23 protein-coding genes and 1 pseudogene are annotated in these 24,966 nt (G+C 74.4%); 11 read left to right on the top strand and 13 right to left on the bottom strand.

Going from position 1 to position 24,966, the window contains the following annotated elements; translation table 11 throughout:
- The first annotated feature begins 5 nt into the window (after nucleotides 1-5).
- Both ADL22_RS28855 and ADL22_RS28850 read left to right on the top strand, forming a co-directional pair.
- Nucleotides 6-1,334 carry an MFS transporter gene (locus tag ADL22_RS28855; protein ID WP_066986237.1) on the top strand — a complete coding sequence of 443 codons (1,329 nt, stop codon included), beginning with the start codon at nucleotides 6-8 and terminating at the stop codon, nucleotides 1,332-1,334.
- A gap of 149 nt (nucleotides 1,335-1,483) precedes the next feature.
- Nucleotides 1,484-1,711 carry a hypothetical protein gene (locus tag ADL22_RS28850; protein WP_066986234.1) on the top strand — a complete coding sequence of 76 codons (228 nt, stop codon included), beginning with the start codon at nucleotides 1,484-1,486 and terminating at the stop codon, nucleotides 1,709-1,711.
- A 137-nt stretch (nucleotides 1,712-1,848) separates the two neighbouring features.
- On the opposite strand, the gene ADL22_RS28845 is transcribed toward ADL22_RS28850, so the two are convergent.
- The gene (locus tag ADL22_RS28845) at nucleotides 1,849-2,343 is read right to left on the bottom strand and encodes a MarR family winged helix-turn-helix transcriptional regulator (RefSeq protein ID WP_066986231.1); all 495 of its coding nucleotides are present in this window, start codon (nucleotides 2,341-2,343) and stop codon (nucleotides 1,849-1,851) included.
- Between the two features lie 52 nt (nucleotides 2,344-2,395).
- On the opposite strand from ADL22_RS28845, the gene ADL22_RS28840 reads away from it, so the two are divergent.
- The gene (locus ADL22_RS28840) at nucleotides 2,396-3,028 is read left to right on the top strand and encodes a TIGR03086 family metal-binding protein (RefSeq protein ID WP_066986227.1); all 633 of its coding nucleotides are present in this window, start codon (nucleotides 2,396-2,398) and stop codon (nucleotides 3,026-3,028) included.
- A 7-nt stretch (nucleotides 3,029-3,035) separates the two neighbouring features.
- Here ADL22_RS28840 and ADL22_RS28835 read toward each other — a convergent pair whose 3' ends face one another.
- Nucleotides 3,036-3,995, bottom strand: a complete 960-nt coding sequence (locus ADL22_RS28835) for a DMT family transporter (RefSeq protein ID WP_066986224.1) — start codon at nucleotides 3,993-3,995, stop codon at nucleotides 3,036-3,038.
- 226 nt (nucleotides 3,996-4,221) lie between these two features.
- Here ADL22_RS28835 and ADL22_RS28830 point away from each other — a divergent pair, with 226 nt between their 5' ends.
- Entirely contained in the window at nucleotides 4,222-5,289 is a 1,068-nt protein-coding gene (locus ADL22_RS28830; protein WP_066986221.1) for an isopenicillin N synthase family dioxygenase, read from the top strand.
- Complete coding sequence (locus tag ADL22_RS28825) at nucleotides 5,286-6,659, top strand: nucleobase:cation symporter-2 family protein (RefSeq protein ID WP_234430891.1); 1,374 nt, start codon at nucleotides 5,286-5,288, stop codon at nucleotides 6,657-6,659. Before ADL22_RS28830 ends, ADL22_RS28825 begins: the two co-directional genes overlap by 4 nt.
- A 33-nt stretch (nucleotides 6,660-6,692) precedes the next feature.
- Here the strand turns inward: ADL22_RS28825 and ADL22_RS28820 are convergent, their stop codons facing one another.
- From ADL22_RS28820 to ADL22_RS28790, 7 genes are all read right to left on the bottom strand, one after another.
- On the bottom strand, nucleotides 6,693-8,093 hold the full coding sequence (locus ADL22_RS28820; RefSeq protein WP_066986218.1) for an 8-oxoguanine deaminase: 1,401 nt from the start codon (nucleotides 8,091-8,093) through the stop codon (nucleotides 6,693-6,695).
- A 214-nt stretch (nucleotides 8,094-8,307) separates the two neighbouring features.
- Complete coding sequence (locus tag ADL22_RS28815; RefSeq protein ID WP_066986215.1) at nucleotides 8,308-9,504, bottom strand: MFS transporter; 1,197 nt, start codon at nucleotides 9,502-9,504, stop codon at nucleotides 8,308-8,310.
- A gap of 112 nt (nucleotides 9,505-9,616) precedes the next feature.
- Nucleotides 9,617-11,389, bottom strand: a complete 1,773-nt coding sequence (locus tag ADL22_RS28810) for a M4 family metallopeptidase (RefSeq protein WP_066986212.1) — start codon at nucleotides 11,387-11,389, stop codon at nucleotides 9,617-9,619.
- Nucleotides 11,390-11,727: 338 nt separating this feature from the next.
- Nucleotides 11,728-12,021, bottom strand: coding sequence for a hypothetical protein (locus ADL22_RS28805; RefSeq protein ID WP_066986209.1), 294 nt, complete (start codon nucleotides 12,019-12,021; stop codon nucleotides 11,728-11,730).
- A gap of 139 nt (nucleotides 12,022-12,160) precedes the next feature.
- Nucleotides 12,161-13,153: an alpha/beta hydrolase gene (locus ADL22_RS28800; protein ID WP_066986205.1), complete on the bottom strand. Its 993-nt coding sequence runs from the start codon at nucleotides 13,151-13,153 to the stop codon at nucleotides 12,161-12,163.
- A complete protein-coding gene (locus tag ADL22_RS28795; protein ID WP_066986202.1) occupies nucleotides 13,150-13,899 on the bottom strand; it encodes a glucose 1-dehydrogenase in 750 nt (249 codons plus the stop codon). The genes ADL22_RS28800 and ADL22_RS28795 overlap by 4 nt, the downstream gene beginning before the upstream one ends.
- Complete coding sequence (locus ADL22_RS28790; RefSeq protein WP_066986199.1) at nucleotides 13,896-15,023, bottom strand: LLM class flavin-dependent oxidoreductase; 1,128 nt, start codon at nucleotides 15,021-15,023, stop codon at nucleotides 13,896-13,898. The genes ADL22_RS28795 and ADL22_RS28790 overlap by 4 nt, the downstream gene beginning before the upstream one ends.
- A 136-nt stretch (nucleotides 15,024-15,159) precedes the next feature.
- On the opposite strand from ADL22_RS28790, the gene ADL22_RS28785 reads away from it, so the two are divergent.
- The gene (locus tag ADL22_RS28785; RefSeq protein ID WP_066986196.1) at nucleotides 15,160-15,804 is read left to right on the top strand and encodes a PadR family transcriptional regulator; all 645 of its coding nucleotides are present in this window, start codon (nucleotides 15,160-15,162) and stop codon (nucleotides 15,802-15,804) included.
- On the opposite strand, the gene ADL22_RS28780 is transcribed toward ADL22_RS28785, so the two are convergent.
- Nucleotides 15,696-16,307 carry a flavin reductase family protein gene (locus tag ADL22_RS28780; RefSeq protein WP_066986193.1) on the bottom strand — a complete coding sequence of 204 codons (612 nt, stop codon included), beginning with the start codon at nucleotides 16,305-16,307 and terminating at the stop codon, nucleotides 15,696-15,698. The genes ADL22_RS28785 and ADL22_RS28780 overlap by 109 nt on opposite strands.
- A gap of 157 nt (nucleotides 16,308-16,464) precedes the next feature.
- On the opposite strand from ADL22_RS28780, the gene ADL22_RS28775 reads away from it, so the two are divergent.
- Nucleotides 16,465-18,111, top strand: a complete 1,647-nt coding sequence (locus ADL22_RS28775; RefSeq protein ID WP_066986190.1) for a FadD3 family acyl-CoA ligase — start codon at nucleotides 16,465-16,467, stop codon at nucleotides 18,109-18,111.
- Complete coding sequence (locus ADL22_RS28770; RefSeq protein WP_066986186.1) at nucleotides 18,108-19,184, top strand: acyl-CoA dehydrogenase family protein; 1,077 nt, start codon at nucleotides 18,108-18,110, stop codon at nucleotides 19,182-19,184. The genes ADL22_RS28775 and ADL22_RS28770 overlap by 4 nt, the downstream gene beginning before the upstream one ends.
- Before the next feature lie 79 nt (nucleotides 19,185-19,263).
- Here the strand turns inward: ADL22_RS28770 and ADL22_RS28765 are convergent, their stop codons facing one another.
- The 3 genes from ADL22_RS28765 to ADL22_RS28755 all read right to left on the bottom strand — a co-directional run bounded on the left by ADL22_RS28765 (nucleotide 19,264) and on the right by ADL22_RS28755 (nucleotide 22,335).
- Nucleotides 19,264-20,247, bottom strand: coding sequence for an acyl-CoA dehydrogenase family protein (locus ADL22_RS28765; RefSeq protein ID WP_066986182.1), 984 nt, complete (start codon nucleotides 20,245-20,247; stop codon nucleotides 19,264-19,266).
- A 64-nt stretch (nucleotides 20,248-20,311) separates the two neighbouring features.
- Nucleotides 20,312-21,484 carry an acyl-CoA dehydrogenase family protein gene (locus ADL22_RS28760; protein WP_066986179.1) on the bottom strand — a complete coding sequence of 391 codons (1,173 nt, stop codon included), beginning with the start codon at nucleotides 21,482-21,484 and terminating at the stop codon, nucleotides 20,312-20,314.
- Entirely contained in the window at nucleotides 21,484-22,335 is an 852-nt protein-coding gene (locus ADL22_RS28755) for an enoyl-CoA hydratase (RefSeq protein ID WP_066986176.1), read from the bottom strand. The genes ADL22_RS28760 and ADL22_RS28755 overlap by 1 nt, the downstream gene beginning before the upstream one ends.
- A gap of 46 nt (nucleotides 22,336-22,381) precedes the next feature.
- Here ADL22_RS28755 and ADL22_RS28750 point away from each other — a divergent pair, with 46 nt between their 5' ends.
- The 3 genes and pseudogenes from ADL22_RS28750 (at nucleotide 22,382) to ADL22_RS28740 (ending at nucleotide 24,917) form a co-directional block, all read left to right on the top strand.
- Entirely contained in the window at nucleotides 22,382-23,566 is a 1,185-nt protein-coding gene (locus ADL22_RS28750; protein WP_066986174.1) for an acyl-CoA dehydrogenase family protein, read from the top strand.
- Nucleotides 23,563-24,354 (top strand): SDR family oxidoreductase, encoded by a 792-nt coding sequence (locus ADL22_RS28745; RefSeq protein WP_066986172.1) that lies wholly within the window; start codon nucleotides 23,563-23,565, stop codon nucleotides 24,352-24,354. Before ADL22_RS28750 ends, ADL22_RS28745 begins: the two co-directional genes overlap by 4 nt.
- Nucleotides 24,347-24,917: pseudogene (locus ADL22_RS28740) on the top strand (TetR/AcrR family transcriptional regulator). The gene ADL22_RS28745 and the pseudogene ADL22_RS28740 overlap by 8 nt, the downstream one beginning before the upstream one ends.
- The last annotated feature ends 49 nt before the right edge of the window (nucleotides 24,918-24,966 follow it).

Here is a 24,966-nt window from a genome sequence, read left to right as displayed (position 1 = left end):
GCTCGATGACCGACGCCCCACCGCCCGCGGCGGTCCCGGCCAGACGCTGGGCCTATGTCATCCCGGTCGCCGCCATCATGTACATGCTGGCGTACCTGGACCGGAACAACGTCTCCGTGGTCCTCCCCTACATGCACGGCGACCTGGACCTCTCCAACGCCGACAAGGGCCTGGCCGGCGGCATCTTCTTCCTCGGCTACGTCTTCCTCCAGATACCCGCGGCGGTCCTCGCCCAGCGCTGGAGCGCCCGGAAGACCGTGCTGATCCTCATGGTCGCCTGGGGGCTGTCCGCGGTGCTCTCCGGACTGGTGCGGACCCGGGGCCAGTTCTACGCCGCGCGGTTCGTGCTGGGCTTCTTCGAGGGCGGCGTCTGGCCCGCCGTCCTGATCCTGCTCGCCTCGTGGTTCCCGCTCCGCGAACGGGCCCGCGCCAACGCCCTGTGGATGGCCTGCCTGCCGCTGTCCTCGGTGCTGATGGCGCCGCTGTCCGGCTGGATGCTCGACCACGCCAGCTGGCGCTGGGTGCTGGTCCTCCAGGGGCTGCCGCCGCTGCTGTGGGCGGTGGTGTGGTGGTTCACGGTCGCCGACCGGCCCGCGCGGGCCCGCTGGATCTCGCCGGCCGAGGCCGCCCACCTGGAGTCGGCGCTGGCCGCCGACGAGGCCGCCAAGCCCGCGTCGGCCGGCGGCTCGTACCGCGCCGCGGTCCGCCAGCGGTCCGTCCTGGTCCTCATCGGCGTCTACTTCTTCTGGATCACCGGCTTCTACGGCTTCAGCCTGTGGCTCCCGGCCGTCATCAAGGAGCTGACCCACGACGGCTCCGCCACCGAGGTCGGGCTGCTGACCGCGGTCCCGTTCACCGTCGCGCTGGCCGCGATGATCGCCACCGCCGCCTGGTCGGACCGCACCGGGAACCAGCGGCGCGCGGTCGCCGTCCCGCTGGCCGCGGGCATCGCGGCGCTGCTGCTCGGCCAGGTGGTGGACGGGGCGCTGCCCCGGATGGTGCTGCTGTGCGTCACCGCCGCCGCGGTCTACGCGCCCTACGGCCCCTTCTGGGCGATCCCCGGCCGGCTGCTCCGCTTCGAGGTGGTGGCCGTGGCGATGGGCCTGATCAACGCGCTGGGTAACCTCGGCGGCTTCGCCGGTCCGTACCTGGTCGGGTGGCTGACCGACGCCACCGGCACCAGCCTGACCGGTTTCGCGGTGCTGGCCGGCTTCCTGGCGGTGGCGGTCATTCTGGTGATGTTCGGGTTGCGGCCCCCACAGCGGTTGCCCCGGACGGAGCCGGACGAGACCGCCGACCCCGCCCTCAATTCCCCTGCGGCATCCGGGAGTTGACGCCGCGGCGGCCCGGAGGTGCGGCGCCCGGGCCGCCGGGCGGCCGGGGAACGACCACACGATTGGCGGTAAGGCAGGTTTTAATAGCTTTCGCCAGGGTGATTCCTGAAAAGGTCGATATCCCCCCTCGATACTCCTGAGGAGCAGACATGCGCATCCGCGCCGCGATCGCAGCCAGCGCCCTGGCCACCACCATTGTCCTGGGCGGAGCGAGTGCCGCACTCGCCGGTGGCAAGCACCACCACGACCACTACGGCAAGGGCTGGTTCGGCGGCTGCTCGCTCTCCGCCGCCGTCCTCGAAGGCAACCCGGTCTTCAGTGAGGGCTGCGGCAAGGGCGGCTACGAGCACGGCAGAGAGCACCACCACCGCCGGTGAGCGGGCGGGCGTAGCTTCTGCGACGTAATCGGACACCCCGGCAGCGGGTGCCGGCCGGGACCCTCCCCCTCGGGGGCCCGGCGCCGGCACCCGCTGTTCCTGTGCGGGCCGCCGGTGCGCGCCCGGTCCCGGTCCGGTCAGGCGTCCGCGGCGGGCCGGTGCGGGGGGATCGCGGGCAGCGCGTGCAGGGCCAGCAGCGCCCGGACGAAACCCTGCCGGTCGGCGGCCGGCAGCCGGGCCAGCAACTCCTCCTCACCGCGCCGGATATCGGCCTGGACCGCGTCCCGGAGGCGCCGGCCCTCGGGGGTGAGGGAGAGCAGCCGCACCCGCCGGTCATCGGGGTCGGGGCGGCGGTCGATCAGCCCGCGCGCCTCCAGGTCGTCCAGGACGGGGATGATCCGGGTCTTGTCCGCGCGGATCGCCTCGGCCAGGGCGGCCTGGCTGCGGAACGGGGTCTCGCCCAGGCGCAGCAGCACCCCGTACCCCCACATCGTCACGCCGTGCGCGTCGAGCACCGGCCGCTCGGCGTCCACCAGCGCCCGGCACAGGGGCACCAGCAGGGCGGCCAGGTCGGGGCGGTCCGCCGGCCGCCCTCCGGTCGGGGTGTCCCGCTCGCTGTCGTTCTCGGCCATGGACAGGAAAATACCCGTTGACACATCGTGCGCCGGCGCCCATCGTAAGCGCATGCATACGAATAATGAGGGGGCGGCCCTGGACCGCCTGCGCGCACTCGACGCCCGCGCGGTACGCGGCAGCGTGGCCCTGGTGGACCGGCTGGCCCCCGGCGACCTCGCCCGGCCCACGCCCTGCGCCGGCTGGGACCTGGCCGCCCTGCTCGGCCATCTGACGGCCCAGCACCGGGGATTCGCGGCGGCCGCGCGGGGCCGCGGCGCCGATCCGGGGCACTGGGCGGTGCACCCGGTCGGTGACGACGTCCCGGCGGCGGTGGACCGCTACCGCCGCGCCGCCGAGGACGTCCTCACCGCCTTCGCGGCGGTGGACGGGCCCGGCCGGCCGTTCGCGCTCCCGGAGGTCAGCACCGAGCGGCCCGTACCCGCCGCCCGGGCCATCGGCTTCCACCTCGTCGACTACGTCGTCCACAGCTGGGACCTCGCCCGCGCCCTGGACCTGCCCTACGACCCGGACCCCGAACTCCTCGACGCCGCCCTGCCGATCGCCCGCGCCGTGCCCGACGGCGCGTCCCGGCAGGCCCCCGGCAGCTCCTTCCGTCCGGCGCTGCCCGAGCCGGACGGCGCCGGTGCGCTGGACCGGATCCTGACGATGCTGGGGCGTGCGCCGGGGTGGCGGGCAAACTGACGACTCGTCACATTGCCTTCTCTCGCTGCGTACTTGTCGGAGACGTGCGGGCCGACCGCCGCGACACCGCCACCCCCGCCAGGCACAGCGCGCCGCCGGCCAGGGTCAGCGGCCCGGGGACCTCGCCCAGTACCGGCCAGGACATCAGGACCACCAGCACCGGCACCGCGTAGGTGGTGGCGCCCATCCGGCCCGCGGTGCTGCGGGCCAGCGCGAACGCCCAGGTGGTGAAGGCGGCGGCGGTCGGGAAGACGCCGAGGTAGAGGACGTTCAGGGTCTGCGGGAGCGGGGCGCGGGCCGCCTCGGAGACCAGGGTGCCGGCGAACGGGAGGCAGGCGGCGGCGCCGGTCAGGCAGCCGTAGAAGGTCACCGTCAGCGCGCCGGTGTGGCGCAGCGCGGGCTTCTGCGCGACCACCCCGCCCGCGTAGCAGACCGCGGCCAGCAGGCACAGCGCCACGCCGAGCAGCGAGGACCGGCCGCCGCCGGACATCGACAGGCCCACCACCACCGCGCCCCCGAACGACACCGCCATCCCGGCCAGGAGCCGCCGCGGCAGCCCCTCGCCGAGCAGCCGGGCGCCGAGCAGCGCGACCAGCAGCGGGCCGGTGTTGACCAGCAGCGCGGCGGTGCCGGCGTCCACCTCGCGCTCGCCCCAGTTGAGCGCGACCGTGTACGCGCCGAACCACAGCAGCCCGGAGCAGAGGATGCCCGGCCAGGCGGCGCGCGGCGGGCGGCCGCCGCCGCGTATGAGCACCAGCACCCCCAGCACCAGGGAACCGGTGAGGAGCCGGCCGAGGGCCAGGGCGCCCGGTGAGTACGCGGCGCCGGCGCCGCGGATGGCGACGAAGGCGGAGGCCCACAGGACGACGGTGACGGCCGCGGCGGCCACCGCGGGCCAGGCGGCGGGGGAGCGGCCGGCGCGCGGTGCCCAGGGGCGGCGGACGGGGGTCCGCGGAGGGGTGGTCATGCGGGGAGGGTAGACCGGCGGCCGTTCGGTATCCGGCGAACTGTCGCCGTATTGCGAGGAGTTGGGAGGAGGTCTCGGCCAACCGGCGGCTGGTTTCGGCTGGTTCGGATCGGGGTCGTTAACAGGATGTTCATCAAACTGTTGAAACGGAAAGGGGTGGGTGGGCGCCGCACGGGAGTGCCGGCGCGTTGTCGGAGTGACCGGTGTGACGGAAGGAAGGCTTGCGATGGGCAGGGCCACGGCCGTGAACGGGGTACTGGACGTACCCGTCATCGACATCTCCGCATGGGCGGGCGGAACCGCCGCCGACCGGGACCGCATCGCGGCCGAGGTCGACCGGGCGGCCCGCACCGTCGGCTTCATGCAGATCGCCGGACACGGCATACCGGACGCCGCGGTGGACGCGTTCGCCGCGGCGCAGGACGCGTTCTTCGGGCTGCCGATGGCCGAGAAGAAGGCGCTGTGCGCGCCGTCCCCGGACGTCAACCGCGGCTACACCCCGCCGCGCACCGAGAAGCTGAGCCTGAGCCTGGGCGTGCCGGCGGCGGCCGAGGATCTTTTCGAGGCGTTCAACGTCGGTGCGGAGGCGGCCGCGTTCCCCGGGCTCGGGCTGCCCGAGGAGCACTACCCGGCCAACATCTGGCCGCCGCTGCCGGGCTTCCGGGACGCGGTGGAGGAGTGGTGCCGCCAGGCCGGCGGGCTGGCCCGGCGGCTGACCGGGATCTTCGCGCACGCCCTGGGGCTGGCGGTGGACCATTTCGTTCCGTTCACCGACCACTCCCTCGATGTGCTGCGGATGAACCACTACGCGCTGCCCGAGACGGAACTGGTCATCGACCGGGACCGGATGGGCATGGGCGCCCACACCGACTACGGCATCGTCACGGTGCTCTGGGCCGACCGGGTGCCCGGGCTCCAGATCCTCGACACCGAGGGCCGCTGGCACGATGTGCTGCCCGAGCCGGGCTGCCTGCTGGTCAACCTCGGTGATCTGCTGGCCCGTTGGACCAACGACCGGTGGCTGTCCACGCTGCACCGCGTGCTGCCGCCGGCCGATGCCAGCGGGCGGGTGGGGCGCCGCCGGTCCGCCGCGTTCTTCCACGACGGCAACTGGGACGCGGAGATCGCCTGCCTGCCCGGCTGCGTCCCGGCCGGCGCCGAGCCGCTGTATCCGCCCACCACCGTCGGCCGCCACCTGGCGGAGAAGCTGGGCGGTTCGCGCGCCGGGAAGCTCAACGCCAACTCGCCCCGGGAGGCGGCCCGGCTGCTCGCCGCCCGGACCGACGGCCCGTGACCCTGACCCCGCGCCGCACCACCCCGCGCCGCGCCGCCTCGCGCCGCCCCCGGCCCGTCCGCCCGGGCGGCGCGCACCACCCCGGTGCCGGACGGACCATCGGCCTCGGGGTGCAGCACGCCCTGGTGATGTACGCGGGCGCGATCGCGGTCCCGCTGATGTTCGGCGCCGGGGCGGGCCTGGACACCGCGGCCGTGAGCACCCTGGTCAACGCGGACCTGTTCGTCGCCGGAATCATCACCATCGTCCAGAGCCTGGGCGCGGGGCGGTTCCTGGGCGTGCGGCGGCCATTGGTGACCGGCGGCTCGTTCGTCTGCGTCACCCCGATGATCATGATCGCGCGGGAGTACGGGATGCCCGCGGTCTACGGCTCGATGATCGCGGCCGGGGTCTTCGGGATGCTGGTCGCGGTCCCGTTCGCCCGGCTGCTGCGGGCCTTCCCGCCGCTGGTCAGCGGGGTGGTGATCACCGTCGTGGGGCTGGCGCTGATCGGTGCCGCGCCCGGCATGATCGCCGGCGACGACCCGGCCGCAGCGGACTACGCGCCGCCCGTGCACCTCGCCCTGGCCGGCGGGGTGATCGGGTGCCTGCTGCTGCTCCGCCGCCTGCTGCGCGGGTTCCTGGCGCAGGTCAGCGTGTTGCTGGCGCTGCTCGCCGGGACGCTGGCGGCGGTCCCGGCGGGGCTGATCGACTTCTCCGGGGTCGGGTCAGCGGACTGGCTGGGGATCGTCACGCCGTTCCGCTTCGGGGCACCGGAGTTCCCGCTCGCCGGCGTGGTGTCGATGTGTGTGGTGATGCTGGTGGTGTTCGCCGAGTCGACCGCGCAGATGATCGCGGTCAGCGAGGCGGTCCAGCAGCCGCTCACCGACCGGGAGCTGGGCCGCGGGCTGGCCGCTGACGGCCTGTCAGGTGTGCTGGGCGGCGCGATGAACTCCTTCCCGGACACCGTCTTCGCCGGGAACATCGGCCTGACCATCATGACCGGCGTCCGCAGCCGGTACGTCACCGCGGTCGGCGGCGCCCTGATGATGTTCCTGGGCACGCTGCCCAAGCTCGGCGAGCTGATCGCCTCGCTGCCCCGGCCGGTGGTCGGCGGCGCCTCGCTGATCTGCTTCGCCACCGTCGCCATGGTCGGCGTGGACATCCTGCGCCGGGCCGGACTCGACCGCGGCGACAACCTCCTGATCGCCGCGGCCGCCATCGGTACGGGCATGCTGCCGGTGGTCGCGCCGCGGATCTACCACGCCTTCCCGCAGTGGTGGCAGCTGGTCTTCGGCAGCCCCTCGACCGCGGCGCTGGTGGTCGCCCTGGGGCTCCACCTGCTCTTCCGCCGGCGCCGGGCCGAGGAACCGCCGGAGCGGGCCGCCTGAAACGGCCTGCTCGACAAGGGAGTTGACGGTGCGTCAGGCCAGCTGCTGGATGCGGCGGGCCACCCGCTCGTGCTCCCGCAGCTTCTCCGCCAGGGCCGGCAGCCGCAGTTCACCGCCGTCCACCAGGACCCGGCCGCCGACGACCGTGGTCCAGGCCCGGGACGGGGCGCAGCGCAGCCACGCCTCGACCGGGTCGGTGAGCGCACCGGCCAGCGCGACCTCGGGGGTGTCCCAGACCACCAGGTCACCGCAGGCGCCCGGGCGCAGATGGCCCAGTTCGTCGTCCCGGCCCAGGCAGCGGGCCGAGCCGCGGGTGGCGATGTCCAGCGCGTCCCGGGCCGTCATCGCCGCCGGGCCGCCGCGGTAGCGGCCCAGCAGCAGGGCGTTGCGGGTCTCCAGCCACAGCGAGGCGTGGTCGGTGGAGGCCGAACCGTCGCAGCCGAGGCCGACCGGCATGCCCAGCCCGCGCATCTCCTGGACCGCCGCGGTGCCGCCCGCGATCAGCATGTTGGAACTGGGGCAGTGCGCCACGCCCACCCCGGCGGCGGCGAGCCGTTCGCGCTCCTCCTTGTCGGGGTGGACGCAGTGCGCGACCCAGGTGCGGTCGGTCATCCAGCCGACCGATTCGAAGTACTCGACGGGCCGGCAGCCGTAGTTCTCCAGGCAGTAGGTGTCCTCGTCGGGGTCCTCGGCGAGGTGGGTGTGCAGCCGGACGTCCAGCCGCTCGGCGAGTTCGGCGGTGGCGGTCATCACGTCCCGGGTGACCGAGAACGGCGAGCAGGGGGCCAGCGCGACCCGGATCAGCGCGCCCGGCTCCGGGTCGTGGTACGCCTTCACCAGCCGCTCGCTGTCGGCGAGGACCTCCTCGGCGGTCTGGGTGACCGAGCGGGGCGGCAGTCCGCCGTCCTCGGTGGAGCGGGTCATCGAGCCGCGGGTGGCGTGGAAGCGGAAGCCGAGGTCCCGGGCGGTGCGGATCTGGGCGTCGATCAGGCCGGGGCGGGGGTGGACGTAGTGGTGGTCAGCCGACGTCGTACAGCCGCCCATCAGCAGTTCGGCCAGGCCGACATAGGTGGAGAGGTGGACGGCCTCCTCGTCGAGGCCGGCCCACAGCGGGTAGAGGGTGGTGAGCCAGTTGAAGAGGGTGCCGTTGACGGCGGGGCCGTAGGAGCGGGTGAGGTTCTGGTAGATGTGGTGATGGGTGTTGATCAGGCCGGGGGTGACCAGGCGGCCGGCCGCGGAGAGCGTGCGGGCGGCCCGCTCCGGCTCGGTGCCGGGGGACCCGTACGCCGCGACGCGGCCGTCCCGCAGGGCGATCCAGCCGGCGGGGATCTCGGTGCCGCCGTCGATGACGAGCAGCCGGGCGTCGCGGACGAGCAGGTCGCCGCCGGCGGCCGGCTCTGCGGGGGTCTCCGGGTGGGGGCGGGTGTCGGCCATGCGTGAACTCCTGTGAGGCGGTGTGCCGGTGGGTGCCGGCACGGACTCGTGGGGTGCGCGCGGGGCCCTGTACCGGTGTGCTGCGCGGCCACCGGATCGGCACCGCCGGGCGGACCGGCGGACGGGCACTCCTCGTTGCGTTGTGCGGCGCGGCGGTCGGACGCCGCCGCCGTGGAAGCCCTGCCCGGAATTCGGCCGGGCACTCCCTACGGGCTCACGCGGGCCGTTCGGCCGGCAGCGGGCGGCGCAGGACGTAGCCGCCGACCGCGACCGCCACCGCGATCACGCAGCCGGCGAAGACCAGCCCGGCGCCGCGCAGCCCCAGCCCCTCGGTGAGCGCGCCGACGCCCACCACCGGCAGGGAGATGCCGAGGTAGGCGACGAGGAAGAAGGCCGAGAGGGTGCCGCCGCGGTGTTCCTCGGGGGCGGCGGCGCCGACCGCGGTCAGGCCGGCGCGGAAGGCGAGGCCCTGGCCGGTGCCGCCGCAGATCGCGCCGGCGACCAGCAGCGGAAGCAAGGTCGCGGCGAGCGAGGCGCCGACGAGCACGAGACCGGCGACGAGGACCAGGCAGCCGGCCGGCAGGGCGCTGCGGGGGCCGAGGCGCCCGGTGAGGGCCTGGCCGAGCGTGGAGCCGGCGAAGACCGAGCAGACGATCGCGCCGGACACCGCGAGGTTCGTGACGCCCAGGGTCTGCGCGACGAAGCTCGGCGCGACCGCGGTGAACAGCCCCAGCAGCGCGAATCCGGCGAACGCGGCGACCGCGGCGGGTGCGAACACCCCGCGGACCTCCGGCGGCACCCGCAGCCGCTGGAGGCCCGGCGAACGCGGCCGGTGCGCGACGGTCTCCGGCAGCGCCCAGGTCAGCCCGGCGGCGAGGACGAGCAGTCCGAGGTGGACGAGGAAGGGCAGGGCCAGCGGGCGCGGCGCGTACTGGGCGAGGATCCCGGAGAGCAGCGGGCCGCAGCCCAGGCCGCCCATGTTGGCGGCGGTGGCGGCGAAACCGGCCCGGGACTCCCGGCCGGGGCGGGCGAGTTCGAGGACGGCGGCGGTGGCGGCGCCGCTGAACAGCCCGGCGGCGAAGCCGGACAGCAGCCGGCCGGCCAGCAGCAGCGGCAGCCCGCCCTCGAAGAGGAAGCACAGCGCGCTGGCGGCGGAGAGGGCCAGCCCGGTGAAGAGCACCGGGCGGCGGCCGGTGCGGTCGGAGACGTTGCCGGCCAGGGCCAGGACGGCGATGACGCCGGCCGCGTAGGTGGCGAAGACCACCGTCACCATGAGTTCGGAGAAGCCGAGCTGGCGGCGGTAGAGGCCGTAGAGGGGGGTTGGCAGGGTCGTCCCGGCCATGCCGATCGCGAAGACGGCCGCGGCGGCGGCGCTGCCGGGGCGGTGGTTCCGGAGGCGGGGCACGGTCATGGCGTCAACGTAGGCGCGGGGGACCGCCGGTGCGAGGAGGCGGTGCGCCCGCGCGTGGCGGTGCCCCCGCGCGTGGGCGGGGGCACCGGTGCGTCCTTCCCCGGGGGCGGGGTCAGCGCGTGGGGGTGTTGGCGGCGGTGACGTTGACCGCCGCCCAGGCGCGGTCCACCGCCCGGTACGCCGCGCTGTCCGCGCCGTAGAGGTCCTTGGCGGCCTGGAGGGTCGCCACGCGGGCGCCGTGGAAGTCGGTGGTGGAGACCATGTAGCGGGTCAGCGCCCGGTAGAAGATCGCGGTCGCCCTGTCCCGGCCGATACCGGTGACCTTGCCGCCGTCGTAGGTGGGGGAGTCGTAGGCGACGCCGCCGATGGTCTTGCGGCCGCTGCCCTCGGCCAGCAGGTAGAAGGCGTGCGAGGAGACCCCGGAGCCGGCGTGCACCTCGGTGTCGTAGGTGTCCTTCGACCAGTAGTCGACGGTGCCTTCGAGGGTGTCCAGGGAGGGCCGGTCCATCCGGCGCAGGAACTTCTGGGCCAGGCCCAGCTTCTCGCCCATGAGGTAGTTCGGCGGGTTCTTCGGGTTGTCGGTGGCGAATTCCACCGCGGTGCCGAAGATGTCCGCCAGCGACTCGTTGAGCGCGCCGGGCTCGCCGAACTGGCGGCCCTCGGCGTCGACCCGGGTGGGCTCCAGGCGGGCGGTGGCGTCCACCACGCCGTGGGTCAGCTCGTGGCCGGTGACGTCCAGGACGACCAGCGGCTTGGTGAAGACCTTGCCGTCGCCGTCGCCGTAGAGCATGCAGCCGCAGTCCGAGGACCAGAAGGCGTTGCCGACGTTGCGGCCGTAGTGGACCAGGGCGTGCGCGCCGGCGCCGTCGTTCTTGATGCCGTTGCGGCCGAAGGTCTTCTTGTAGAAGTCCAGGGTGCTGGTGATCCCGTACTGGGCGTCGACCGCGGCGGTGACGCGGTTGGCCGCGGTGCCGTCGCCCCAGCGGTTGGTGCCGCTGGTGACCGGCCGGCCGGCGATGAAGGTGTCCAGCTCCCGGCCGCCGGCGTCGCGGGTCTCGGTGTTGCCGCGGGTGGTGTCGCGCAGCACGTAGGCGTGCGCGGCGGTACGGGTGGTGGACAGCTTCACCGGGCCGACGAAGAAGGAGGCGCCGGTGCCGGTGGCGGGTGCCGGGTAGCGGGCGGCCGGCGGGGCCGGCGGGGTGGCCGGGGTGGTGGCGGCCGGGGTGCCGGGCTTCGGCCGCTCGCCGCGCTGCCGGAGCTTGTGCAGCACGGTCGGCGAGAGGAACGGTTCGTTGACCGGGATGTCGCTCAGTACGCGGCCGGTGGTGGCGTCGATGACGACGGTCCGGGCGCCGCCGGTCTCGTCGGTGCGGCTGTCGGCGACCTGGACCTGGTACGCGAGGGTGGAGCGGCCGTCGCGGGCGTCCACCACGAGGCGGGGCTCGCCGGCCGTGCCCTGGGCCACCGCGGCGGCCTTGTCCGCGGCCTGGCGGCCCGACAGCTTCGGGCTGTCGGCGGGGGGTTCGACCTGGTGGCGGGCGGCCCGGGTGACGCCCTGGTAGGCGAAGTCCGCGCCCAGGTGGATGACCAGGTCGCCGCCGAGCACCGGCATCCCGCGGTGGGTCCGGACGAACCGCACGTGCCGGCGGCCGTCGGGGTCGGTGAGGGTGTCGGTGGCCTGGAGGGTGTCGTCCCGGCCGACGCCGGTGGCCGCGGCGTGGGCGTAGGCGGCGGCGCGGGCGGTGTCGACGACCGAGGGGGTGGCCGCGGTGGAGGCGGCGGGGGTGGCGGTGGCCGCGGCGGCGACGCCCGCGGTGAGGCCGGCCGCCGTGGTGACCGCCAGGGCTATCGCCAGGCGGCGGTTGCGTATGTGGGGTCTACGCACTGATTCGTTCCTTATGTGCTGTGGGCGGCGGTATGCGGCAACCGCCCGTACACGCGGTGCCGTTGCGCACCGCGGGGGCCGTCCGGCCCCGCACCGACCCTGGTATGCCTGGCATGGGCATGTAAAGGAAAATGATCGATTTTCCGCACCAGGAAGCCAAAAATTGATAATTGATCGACTTTGGGTAGTCGGAAGATGACCAATCGTGGTCCGGGAACGGAGACTCACGTCACGGCCCGAAGGTTGCACCGCGCGGGCCGGAAAATTTCCGGGCACGGCGAAGGCCGGGACCGCGCGGACGCCGTCCCGGCCTTCTGCTGCGTCTGGCCGCCGCCCCGCTAGCCCGTGCGGAAGAGCTCCTCCAGCGACGCCTCGGCCTTCTCACCGCCGCGGACGGCCTCCACGACGGCCTGGTGGAAGGCCCGGCTGTCCGCCTCGGAGTGGCAGGGGACGGGGCTGCCGACCATGGTGTACCAGTCCGAGGACCCGGTGTACTGGACGGCGACGTGCGCCTCGTCCTCCGACCACGTGGTGTGGATGGTCAGATCGCCCTGCATCGGGCCGATCTCCTCGGTCTGCACCGCGCCGGGGCGGGCGTGGATCCCGACCGTGGTCCAAGATGCCCAGGTCATGTCGTTCCCCTCGTCCCAGGGCCCCGGCCGGCAGCCGGGCACGGTGCTTCAAGTCTGGCACCCGACCTGCCGCCGCGCACCGCATCGACGGCCCGCCACGACGCCCCCGCACACTGTCACCATCCTCGCCACCGGGCTCTCACCGGCTCGTCACCCCGCCGTCACACAGGGTGCCGGCCAGCCAGTCGCCGATCGCGTCCAGGGCGGTGTCCGCGGCCGGCAGCGCCCCGGCCGCGCCGAGGAAGCCGTGGAAGGTGCCGGGGTGTTCGTCCACCCGCACCGGGACGCCGGACGCCCGCAGCGCCCGCCCGTAGGCGCGCCCCTCGTCCCGCAGCGGATCGCACTCGGGCAGCACCAGCAGCGCGGGCGGCAGCCCGGACAGGTCCCCGGCCAGCCCCGGCGAGGCGTAGGGGTGGTCCCGGTCGCCGTCCGGGCCGAGGTACTGGTCCCAGTACCACCGCATATGCGCCGTGGTGTGGAAGAAGCCGGTGGCGTAGGCGGTGGCCGAGGCGCCCTGGAGGCGGTGGTCGAGGACCGGGTAGACCAGCAGCTGGGCGGCGAGCGGCGGGCCGCCGCGGTCCCGGGCCATCAAGGTGACCGCGGCCGCGAGGTTGCCGCCGCTGGAGTCGCCCGCGACCGCCACCCGGTCCGGGTCGCAGCCCAGCTCCGCGGCGCGCGCGGCGGCCCACCGGGTCACCTCGTAGGCGTCCTCGGCGGCGGCCGGGAAGCGGTGCTCGGGGGCCCGGCGGTAGTCCACCGAGACCACCACCGCCCCGGCGCGCCGGGCGAGTTCGCGGCACAGCCCGTCGTGGGTGTCCAGATCGCACAGGACCCAGCCGCCGCCGTGGCAGAAGACGATCAGCGGGCGCGGTCCGGCGGCGGGCGCGCCGGGTTGGTAGATCCGGACCGGGACGGCGGGCGCCCCGGGCGGGCCGGGCACCGTCCGGTCGGCCGCGGTCACCCCGCCGGCGCCGGGCTCGGGCGGCGCGGCCCGTGAGGCGCGGCGCAGCGCCCCGGCGTCCAGCGGGCCGTCCGCCGGGTCGGGGAAGCCGGCCGCCATCGCGTCCACGATCCGCCGGGCGGCCGGGGAGAGCGGATCGGGGGCGGCGGATCCGGGCGGGGTGGCGGTCATCCGGTCGTCAGCCCCCCGTCCACCGCGAACTCCGCGCCGGTGATGTACGCGGACGCGTCCGAGGCCAGGAAGCGGACCAGTTCGGCCACCTCCTCCGGCTGCCCGACGCGGCGCAGCGGCACCCGGGGCGCCTGCCGCCCGGCGGGGCCCGCGCCGAGGACCTCGGCGATCATCGGGGTGTCGATCATGCCCGGGTGGACGGAGTTGACCCGGATCCGGTCCGCCGCCAGGTCCAGCGCCGCGGACTTGGTCAGTCCGCGCAGCCCGAACTTGCTCGCCCCGTACGCCGAGTGCCCGGGGATGCCGCGCAGGCCGGCGGTCGAGGAGATGTTGACGATCGAGCCGCCGCCCGCCCGGCGCAGCTCCGGGACGGCCGCCTGGATGCCCAGGAACGGGCCGATCAGATTGACCCGCAGCAGCCGCGCGAAGTTCTCCTCGGTCTCCTCCTCCACCGGCGCGGTGCGCCACAGCGCGGCGTTGTTGACCAGGATGTCGAGGCGGCCGAAGGCGTCGACCGCGGTGCCGACGACCGCCCGCCAGCCGTCCGCGTCGGTGACGTCGTGCCGGACGAAGCGGGCCGCGTCGCCCAGTTCGGCGGCGAGCGCCCGGCCCTCCTCCTCGCGGACGTCGCCGAGCACCACCCGGGCGCCGGACGCCGCGAACAGCCGGGCCTCGGCCGCGCCCTGCCCGCGCCCGGCCCCGGTGATCACCGCGACCTTGCCGTCCAGCCGCACGGCGTCGCTCATGCGGTGGCCTCCAGCGCGCGGAAGTGCGGGATGACCGTCTCGCCCCACTGCCGGATGGTCTCCAGGCAGGCTTCCTGCGGGACGCCGCCCATCTGGATCAGGCACATCACCTCGTCCACGCCGATGTCCCGCAGCTGCTCGACGTAGGCGATGGCGTCCTCGGCGGTGCCGTAGGCGTGCCGGGCGTTGTAGGTGCCGGTGTCGACCGGGCGGGCCGGGATGTTGGCCTCGTGCAGCTTGGCGACCAGCTGGTCGCGGCCCCGGTCCAGCGCCGCCACGTGGTCGTCGTGCTCGTCGTGGATGGTGGGCGCCGGGCCGTTGCCGTACCAGTGGGCGATCGCCTCGGCGAAGAACCGCTGGCCGCGGGTGCCGATGCGGTACGCGGCCGGGCCGTCGTCCAGGACGATGGTCGGGCAGAGCGCCGAGAAGTGGTCGTTGGCCTCGGTGGAGACGAACCGCTCCCCGTCGCGGGTGGCGATCGCCTCGTCGTAGACCTTGCGCATCGCGCGGACGTCGTCGGCGCCGGCGAACCCCATCACCAGCGCGCCGATGCCGAGTTCGGCGGCGAGCTTGAGGGTGTCGTGCTTGCTGCACGCCATGAACAGCGGCGGGTGCGGGTCCTGCACCGGCCGGGGCAGGATCGCGCCGGGGCCGATGTCGAGCGTGCCGTGCCACTCGAAGGTGTCGTCCCGCCAGGCGTTGCTGAAGATCCGCAGGGCTTCTTCCATCTGCGGATAGGTGTCCTCGGGCCGGACGCCGTACATCGACATCTCCTGCTTGGTGGCGCCGCGTCCGGCGCCGATGTCGACCCGGCCGCCGGAGAGCACGTCGAGCATCGCGGCCCGCTCGGCGACCCGGACCGGGTGCTGGTAGCCGAACGGCATGGTGACCACGCCGTGGCCGATCCGGATCCGGGAGGTCCGGGCGGCGACCCAGGTGAGGAAGATCTCCGAGGCGCTCATGTGCGCGTACTGGGTGAGGGAGTGGTGCTCGACCGCCCAGATGCGGTCGAAGCCCATCTCCTCGGCGTAGACGGCCTGTTCGACGCAGTCGTGGAGGACCTGGCGCTCGCGTTCGGGCGTCGGGTCGGCCAGCTGCGCCTCGAAGATCATCGAGAACTTCACGGAACTGCCTCCTCGTTCTGGAGGGTGGAGAGACTATTTCTAATAGGAATATGTCTAGCAGGTATACGTGCCCGGGGGAAGGGGGTCCGGTGATGTCCCGTCCGGGCCCGGACCGGGAGGTCGTAGACTGCGGAGCGTGACGGAGAAGAAGGCGCGCGGAGCGCAGGCCGGGGACGGCGCGGAGCGGCCGGCGCTGCCGGCGACCAGCTGGGCGGTGCTCGGACTCCTCTCCTTCGGCGAGGAGTTGTCCGGCTACGACCTCAAGAAGTGGTCGGACTGGTCGCTGCGCTTCTTCTACTGGAGCCCGTCGTTCAGCCAGATCTACGGCGAGCTCAAGCGCCTGGAGAAGGTCGGCTACGTCAGCTCGCGGATGGTCGCCCAGGAGACCGGCAACCGCGACAAGCGGGTCTACGTCATCACCGACGAGGGCATGGCGGCGGTCCGCCACTGGGCGCGCGAGGCGCCGGTCGAGCCGCCGGTGCTCAAGCACGGCGTCATGCTGCGGCTCTGGCTGGGGCATCTGCTGGAGGCCGACCAGATGCGCGAAGTCCTCGGCCGGCACCGGGAGTACGCCGAGACGATGCGGCAGCGCGCCGAGGTGGACGCCGCGGGCGCCCGCGCCGAGGCGGCCTGGGCCTACCCCTCGCTCGTCCTGAAGTGGTCCGAGCGGTACTACGCCTCCGAGCGCGACCTCGCCGACGCGATGCTGGCCGACCTGGATGAGATGGCGGCCGCGGAGGGTGCCGGCGAGGCCGGCGACGCGGGGCGCAGGCGCCCGTAGGTGCGCCGGAAGTAGAGCAGCGGGCCGGTCTCGCGCAGCCGCTCCGGCGGGGTGAGCGCGGTGACCCGGCCGAGCGCGATCAGGTGGTCGCCGCCGGGCAGCGCGTCCACCAGCTCGCATTCGAGGGTGGCGAGCGCCGCGGTGAGCAGCGGGGCGCCGTTGACGCCGGACCGCCAGTCCACGCCGTGGAACTTGTCGCCGCCGGTCACCGCGAACTGCCGGCACAGCTCCTGCTGGTCGGCGGCCAGGACGTTGACCGCGAACCGCCCGGCCTCGCTGATCGCCGGCCAGGTCGTGGAGGTCAGGGCCGGGCAGAAGCAGACCAGCGGCGGGTCCAGGGAGACCGAGGAGAAGGACTGGACGGCCATCCCCACCGGGCTGCCGTCGGGCCGGCGGGCGGTGATCACGGCCACGCCGGTGCAGAAGCGGCTGAGCGCCTCGCGCATCGCGGTGTCGTCGAACGGGACGGTGGGGGCGGTGGTGGACGGGGTGAAGGCGGGCATATCGGCCTCCCGGGAGTGGAGTTTTTCTCCGGACTATTTCTACTAGGTATATGCCTAACAGAAACACTGTGATTGGATACCGGCCACGTCCGCACGTCAAGTAGGCGGCACCGCATCGCAGCCGCCGCCACCTCCGAGCAAGGGAGCGGGAGGGCCAATGACCTGGGCACACCACCACTCACACGAGCCGCCGCAGCCGGCGGCACCGGAAACCGTCGCGGCGCTCGCCGCCCACGCCGCCCGCGTTCACGGCGACCGGGAAGCACTGGCCGACGGCGAAGTCCGCTGGACCTTCGCCCAGTTGGCCGCCGAGATCACCGCCGCCGCCCGTGCCGCCGTAGCCCACGGCATCCGGCACGGCGACCGGATCGCCGTCTGGGCACCCAACAGCCGCCAGTGGATCACCGCCGTCCTCGGGGCGGTGTCCGTAGGCGCCGTCCTCGTACCCCTCAACACCCGCTACAAAGCCGCCGAGGCCGCCGACATCATCCGCCGCAGCGGCGCCACCCGCCTCTTCACCGCGCGCGGCTTCCTCGGCTGCGACTACGACGATCTGCTGCACGACTCCGGGGAGGACCTGGGCGGGCTGCGCGGCACCGTGGTGCTCCGCGACGACGGGCCGCCCGGCCGGCCCGCCCGCCCCGGCACCCTGTCCTACGCCGACTACCTCGCCGCCGGCCACCGCGTCGGCGACGCCGAACTCGCCGCCCGCACCGCCGCCGTCCGCCCGGACGACCTGGCCGACATCCTCTTCACCTCCGGCACCACCGGCCGCCCCAAGGGCGTACTGGCCACCCACGGCCAGACCATGCGGGTCTTCGACGCCTGGGCGCGGCTGGTGACCCTGCGCCCCGGGGACCGCTATCTGCTGGTCAACCCCTTCTTCCACACCTTCGGCTACAAGGCCGGGGTGCTGGCCTGCCTGCTGCGCGGCGCCACCATGCTGCCCGAGGCGGTCTACGACGCCGACCGGATCCTGCGCCGCACCGCCGAGGAGCGGGTCAGCGTCCTGATGGGCCCGCCGACCGTCTTCCACGGCCTGCTCAACCACCCCGACCGGGCCCGGCACCGGCTCAGCTCGCTGCGGCTGGCCGGCACCGGCGCCGCCCTCGTGCCGGCCGAACTCGTCGTGCAGATCCGCGAGCAGCTGGGCATCCCGGACGTGTTCACCGCCTACGGGCTGACCGAGTCCGCCGGCGTGGTCACCGTCTGCCCGACCGACGCCGACGCGGAAACCCTCGCGCACACCGTCGGACTGCCGCTGCCCGGCACCGAACTGCGGATCGTGGACCCCGCCGGCCGGCCGCTGCCGCCCGGCGAACCGGGCGAGGTGGTGGTCCGCGGCTACCACGTCATGCCCGGCTACCTCGACGACCCGGCCGCCACCGCCGCCGCCGTCGACCCGGACGGCTGGCTGCACACCGGCGACGTCGGCGTCCTCGACGACCGCGGCTTCCTCACCCTCACCGACCGCCTCAAGGACATGTACGTCGTCGGCGGCTTCAACGCCTATCCGGCCGAGGTGGAACGGGTGCTGCGCGGCCATCCGGAGATCGCCGACGTCGCCGTGGTCGGCGCGCCGGACGCCCGGCTCGGCGAGGTCGGGGTGGCATTCGTCGTCCCCGCGGCGGGCAGCGCACCCGATCCGGGGGAACTGAACCGGTGGGCCCGCGAACGGCTCGCCAACTTCAAGGTGCCCCGGCGCTACCACCTCGTCCCGGAACTGCCGCGCAACGCCGGCGGCAAGGTCCTCAAGGGCGAACTGCGCCGGACGGCCCGGAACGAAGGGAGGAACGGCGGATGAGACCGACCGGCGAACAGGAGGAACTCCGCGCCGCGGTACGGCAGTTGCTGGCCAGGAACCCCGGCCCGGACGCCTGGGGCCCGCTCACCGGGCAGATCGGCGCGGCCGGACTGGCCGTCCCCGAGGAGCACGGCGGCGCGGGCTGCGGTCCGCTGGAGATCCATGTGGTGATGGAGGAGCTGGGCCGGGCGCTGACCCCCGTACCGTTCCTCGGGTCCGCGGTCCTGACCACCCATGCCCTGCTCGCCACCGGCGACACCGCGCTGCTGCCCGGGCTGGCCGAGGGCACCTCCGTGGGCGCGCTGGCCTGGGCCGAGGACGGTTCGTGGGAGCCGTCCACCGTACGCGCCACCGCCCGCCCGGGACCGGACGGCGGCTGGCGGCTCTCCGGTGCCAAGGACCACGTCCTGGACGGCGCGGACGCCGATGTGCTGGTGGTGGCCGCCCGCACCGCCGCCGGCGTCTCCCTCTTCCACGTCCCGGCCGGCGGACCCGGCGTCCGCCGCGAGCGGCTGGTGCCGATGGACACCACCCGCCCGCAGGCCCGGGTGGTCCTGGACAGCGCCGAGGGCCGGCTGCTGGGCGCGGACGGCGACGGCGAGCGGGTGCTGGCCCGCGTACGGGACCTGGGGTGCGTGGCGCTCGCCGCCGAACAGGTCGGCGCGGCCGAGCGCTGCCTGGAGCTGACCGTCGCCTACGCCAAGGAGCGGGTGCAGTTCGGGCGGCCGATCGGCTCCTTCCAGGCCGTCAAGCACCGGCTGGCGGACGCCTACGTCCAGGTGGAGGCGGCCCGGTCGATCGCGCTGGGCGCCGCGTACGAGGCCGCGGGGGAGGGCGGCGGGGAGGGCCTGGCCCGCTGCGCGGCGGCCGCCAAGTCGGCCTGCTCGGAGGCGTTCTCGGCGGTGGCCGGGGAGATGATCCAGCTGCACGGCGGGATCGGCATCACCTGGGAGCACGACGCCCACCGCTACTTCAAGCGGGCCCACGGCAGTGCCCAGCTCCTGGGGTCCCCGGCCGCCCATCGCGGTCGGCTGGCCGCCGAGCTGGACCTGACGTCACGTCAAGTAGCTTGAAAACGGCGTATATAGCGCGGCCCCGGGCCGCCGGAGGTGATCCGGCGGCCCGGGGCCGCGCTGGTGCCCGGACTGCCGGTTATCCGGCCAGGACCCGGGCCCGGCACTCGGCCGGGGTGCCCCAGGCGTCCCGGAGCGGGCGGGCCTTGCGGATCCACAGGGACAGGTCCGGTTCGTCGGTGTAGCCGACCGCGCCGTGCAGCTGGAGCGCGGTGCGCGCCGCCGCGTAGCACGCCTCGCCCGCCGCCGCCTTGGCCGCCGCGGCCTCCGCCCCGGCCGAGGGCGCGCCGGCCGCCAGGGTCAGGGCCGCCGCGTGCACCAGCGGCTGGGCGAACTCCAACCCGATCAGGGTGTCCGCGAGCCGGTGCTTGACCGCCTGGAACGAGCCGATCGCGCGCCCGAACTGGGTGCGCTGCCGCACATAGGCCACGGTCGAGTCCAGCAGGGCCCGGCCGGTGCCGAGCGCCTGCGCGGCGGTGAGCAGCCGGGCCAGGTCGGTGGCGTGGCCGGCCGCCGCGGTGACCTCCGGGCCGCGGGCCAGGACCGTCCCGCCGAGCGGCCGGGAGAGCCGCCGCACCGGGTCGAGGGCGGGCTGTACGGGGCCGTGCGCCTCGGTGGTGCACACCGTGTCGCCCCGGACGACGAAGACCGTGTCGGCGGCGTCGGCGTCCAGGGCGTACGGGGCCCCGTCGGCGCACAGGCCGACGAGCGCGTCACCGGCGGCGATCCGCGGCAGCCAGGCGGCGGCCGCCGCGCGGTCGCCGAGCCGGTGCAGGAAGACCGCGGCGGCGGCCGTCTCCACCAGCGGACCGGGCACCGCATGGCGCCCCAACTCCGTGAAGGCGACGGCGAGTTCGAGGGGCAGCGGGCCCATCCCGTCGTACTCCTCGGGGGCCGCGAGGGCGAACACCCCGGTCTCCGCGAGCCGGGCCCACAGATCGCGGCCCGGCTTGTGCTCGCCGGCGGCCCAGGCGCGGGCGGCGGCCGGGGTGCCGGCCGCGCCCAGCAGGGCGTCCAGCGTACGGGCGAAGTCCCGCTGCTCCGCGCTCAGCAGGAACCGCATGGCAGCCGCCCTTCGCAGAAGCCGCCGGGCCCGGAAAGGCCCCTGTCCGTACGGCAGTTGACCCTCATCCCCGGGCCTCCTTCGGCAGGCCGAGCAGCCGCTCGGCGATGATGTTGCGCTGGATCTCGTTGGTGCCGGCGTAGACGGGGCCGGCGAGGGAGAAGGTGTAGCCCTCGGCCCAGCCGCCGTGCGCCGGGGCCTCGTCGGCGTCGTCGGCGAGGGTGCCGGCGGGGCCGAGCAGGTCCAGGGCGGTCTCGTGCAGGGCGATGTCCAGTTCGGACCAGAAGACCTTGTTGAGGCTGGACTCGGCGCCGACGCCCGCCCCGTCCGCGAGGCGGGAGGCGGTGGCGTAGGTGAACAGCTGGTAGGCGCGGGCGCCGATCACCGCGTCGGCGACCCGGTCGCGCAGCGCGGTGTCCGCCGGGTCCGCCGCCTCCCGCCACAGGGCGGTGAGCCGGTCGGCGGCGGCGGTGAAGCGGCCCGGGCTGCGCAGGGTCAGGCCGCGTTCGTTGCCGGCGGTGCTCATCGCCACCCGCCAGCCCTGGCCCGGCTCGCCGATGACGTCCTCGTCGGGGACGAAGACCTCGTCGAGGAAGAGCTCGGCGAAGGCCGGTTTGCCGTCCAGCCGGCCGATCGGGCGGACCGTCACACCGGGCGCGTCGAGCGGGAACATCAGATAGGTCAGACCCTGGTGCGGCCGGGGCGTGCCGGGCTCGCTGCGGAACAGGCCGAAGGCGCGGTCGGCGAAGGCGGCCCGGGACGACCACGTTTTCTGGCCGCTCAGCAGCCAGCCGCCGTCGGTCCGGACCGCCGTCGAGCGCAGCGACGCCAGGTCGGAGCCGGCCTCCGGCTCGGACCACGCCTGGGCCCAGATCACCTCGCCGGTCGCCATCGGGCCGAGGACCCGGGCGCGCTGCTCGGGGGTGCCGTGCTCGAAGAGGGTGGGGGCGAGGAGGTTGATGCCGTTCTGGCTGACCCGGCCGGGCGCGCCCGCCGCGTAGTACTCCTCCTCGAAAATCAGCCACTGGAAGAGGGAGGCGCCCCGGCCGCCGTACTCCTCGGGCCAGGAGACCACCGACCAGCGGGCGTCGGCGAGTTGGCGCTCCCACGCGCGGTGCGCCGCGAAGCCCTCGCGGGTCTCCAGCGACGGCAGCGGCGTCGCGGGCACGTGCGCGGCGAGCCAGGCGCGGGCCTCGGCCCGGAACGCCGCGTCGGCCTCGCTTGCGTCCAGATCCATCAGGAACCGGCCTCCTTCATCTTGGCGATGTCCATCCCGCCGAGGGAGTCCCGGGCGGTCTCGGCGTTGTGCGCGTGCGCGAGGTGGTGCAGTCCGAAGACCGAGTCCAGGCCCGGGTGCAGGCCCTGGAGGTCCTCGGCCTGGTTGACCGCGCGCTTGGTCAGCGCCAGCCCCATCCGCGGCATCTCGGCGATCCGCTCGGCCAACTCCCGTGTGCGGTCGGTGAGTTCGGCGCGCGGTACGACGCGGTTGACCCACCCCAGTTCGTAGGCCCGCCGGGCCGGCATCCGGTCGCCGGTGTAGAGGAACTCCTTGGCGATCCGCGGCGGCATCACCCACGGGTGGGCGAAGTATTCGACGCCGGGGATGCCCATCCGGACGACCGGGTCGGCGAAGAAGGCGTCGTCGGCGGCGACGATCAGATCGCAGATCCAGGCGAGCATCAGCCCGCCGGCCACGCACGCCCCCTGCACGGAGGCGATCAGCGGCTTGGGGAGTTCCCGCCAGCGGCGGCACATGCCGAGGTAGACCTCGGACTCGCGGGCGTAGCGGCTCTCCGCGCCGGCCTTGTCCGAGTGGTCCCACCACAGTCCGGCCTTGCGGTCGAACGGGAGGTGGGCGTCCCGGCCGGGGCTGCCGATGTCGTGGCCGGCGGAGAAGTGCCGGCCCTCGCCGGCCAGCACCACGACCTTGACCTCGTCATCGTCCGCGGCGCGGTAGAAGGCGCGGTCCAGGGCGTAGGTCATCGCGGAGTTCTGGGCGTTGCGGTAGTCCGGGCGGTTCATGGTGACGGTGGCGACCGGGCCCTGCCGGACGTAGCGCACCACGGGCGTCTCTTCACCGGCGGTCATCGGCGACTCCTTCCCTAACAAGTGTTTGGTAGGTTAACGTACGGCCATGAGCAGCGTCGAGGCCCCCACCACCGTCGAGAGCTTCCGCACCGAGATCCGCAGCTGGCTGCGGGCCAACCTCACCGGGGAGTTCGCGGCCCTGCGCGGCCGCGGCGGCCCCGGCCGCGAACACGAGGCGTTCGCCGAACGCCTCGCCTGGGAACGCCATATGGCCGCCGCCGGCTGGACCTGCGTCGGCTGGCCCGAGGAGTACGGCGGGCGCGGCGCCACGCTGGAACAGCAGGTCGCCTTCCACGAGGAGTACGCGCTGGCCGGCGCGCCCGCCCGGGTCAACCACATCGGCGAGCAGCTCCTCGGCCCCACCCTGATCGCCTTCGGCACCGACGAGCAGCGGGCCCGCTTCCTGCCGGAGATCGCCGCCGTACGGGAGCTGTGGTGCCAGGGCTACAGCGAGCCGGACGCCGGCTCGGACCTGGCCAACGTCCGGACCCGCGCCGCCTGGGACGAGGAGCGCGGGGAGTGGGTGGTGGACGGCCAGAAGATCTGGACCTCGCTCGCCCAGGAGTCCCAGTGGTGCTTCGTCGTCGCCCGCACCGAACCGGGGTCGGCGCGCCACCGGGGGCTGTCGTACCTCCTCGTCCCGCTCGACCAGCCCGGTGTCGACATCCGGCCGATCACCCAGCTCACCGGCACCTCGGAGTTCAACGAGGTGTTCTTCGACGGGGCGCGGGCGCCGCACGTGGTCGGCGCGCCCGGCGACGGCTGGCGGATCGCGATGGCCACGCTGGGCTTCGAGCGCGGGGTGTCCACCCTCGGCCAGCAGGTCGGCTTCCGGCGCGAACTGGAGGCGCTGATGGAGCTGGCCCGGCGGAACGGCGCGGTGGACGACCCGCTGATCCGCGACCGGCTGGCCCGCGCCTGGATCGGCCTGGAAACCATCCGCTGCAACGCCCTGCGGATGCTGGACGGCGTCGCGGCCGGCGCGCCCGGCCCGGAGGCGTCCATCGGCAAGATCTTCTGGGCGACCTGGCACCGCGAGCTGGGCGAACTGGCCATGGACGTCTGCGGCGCCGGCGGCCTGCTCGCCGCCGGCGAGCCGTACGACCTCGACGACTGGCAGCGGCTCTTCCTCTTCTCCCGCGCCGACACCCTCTACGCGGGCTCCAACGAGATCCAGCGCAACATCATCGCCGAGCGGGTGCTCGGCCTGCCGAAGGAGGCGAAGGCATGACGGGGTCCGGGGCGCCGGCGTATGTGGCCGGGCACGAACTGCTGGCGGGGCGGACGGCGGTGATCACCGCCGCGGCCGGGGCCGGGATCGGCGGGGCGACCGCGCGGCGCTTCCTGGAGGAGGGCGCCCGGATCGTCATCGGCGACGCGCACGCCCGGCGGCTGGCGGAGAGCGCCGCCGCGCTGGCCGGGGAGTTCGGCGCCGACCGGGTCGCCGGGCTGCCCTGCGACGTGACCGACGAGGCGCAGGTGGCGGCGCTGTACGCGCTCGCCGAGGAGCGCCACGGCCGGCTGGACATCGTCGTCAACAACGCCGGCCTGGGCGGCACCGCCGAGCTGACCGAGATGACCGACGAGCAGTGGGACAAGGTCATCGACGTCACCCTCAACGGCACCTTCCGCTGCACCCGGGCCGCGCTGCGCCGGATGAAGGCCGCCGGACAGGGCGGAGTGATCGTCAACAACGCCTCCGTCATCGGCTGGCGCGCCCAGCGCGGCCAGGCCCACTACGCCGCCGCCAAGGCCGGGGTGATGGCGCTGACCCGCTGCGCCGCGGTGGAGGCCGCCGACTACGGGGTGCGGGTCAACGCGGTCGCGCCGAGCCTGGCCATGCACCCGCACCTGGTGAAGGTCACCACCCCCGAGCTGCTGGCCGAGCTGACCGAGAAGGAGGCGTTCGGCCGCTACGCGGAGCCGTGGGAGGTGGCCAACGTGATCGTCTTCCTGGCCGGGGACTACGCCTCGTACATGACCGGGGAGACCGTGTCGGTCAGCTCCCAGCATGCGTGAGGAGCGCCGCGGCGAACTCCTGGCCACCGCGGCCGAGGTGTTCGCCGCCCGGGGCTACAACGCGACCACGGTCCGCCGGCAGCCTCTACTACCACTTCGACTCCAAGGAGTCGATGGTGGACGAGATCCTCTCCGCCTTCCTGGACGAGCTGTGGGCCGGCTACGACGCGGTACTGGCGGCCGCGCTCGGGCCCCGGGAGACCATCGAGGCGCTGGTCACGGCGTCGTTCCGGGGGATCGACCGGCACCGGGCCGCGGTCGCGATCTACCAGAAGGAGGCCCGGCACCTCGCCGCCCGCCACCCCCGCTTCGGCTATCTCGCCGACGCCCGGCGCCGGTTCGCCCGGGCCTGGCTCGGCACGCTGGAGCGCGGGGTGGCCGGCGGCGCCTTCCGCGCCGACCTCGACATCCGGCTGACGTACCGCTTCGTCCGCGACACCGTCTGGGTCGCGGCGTCGTGGTACCGGCCGGGCGCACAGCACAGCCCCGAGGAGATCGCCCGCCAGTACCTGTCGATGGTGCTGGACGGGATCGCGGTGCGGGACTGGGCGGTGCGGACCTGAGCGTTGCGGGCCTGTCCCGCACCTCCGCAGAATGTCAATCAAGGACCAA

Source organism: Streptomyces sp. NRRL F-4489 (genome assembly GCF_001509485.1).
Lineage (GTDB): Bacteria > Actinomycetota > Actinomycetes > Streptomycetales > Streptomycetaceae > Streptomyces.
The sequence above is the reverse complement of the archived record's forward strand: the minus strand, read 5'-3'. Positions and strand labels throughout refer to the sequence as shown.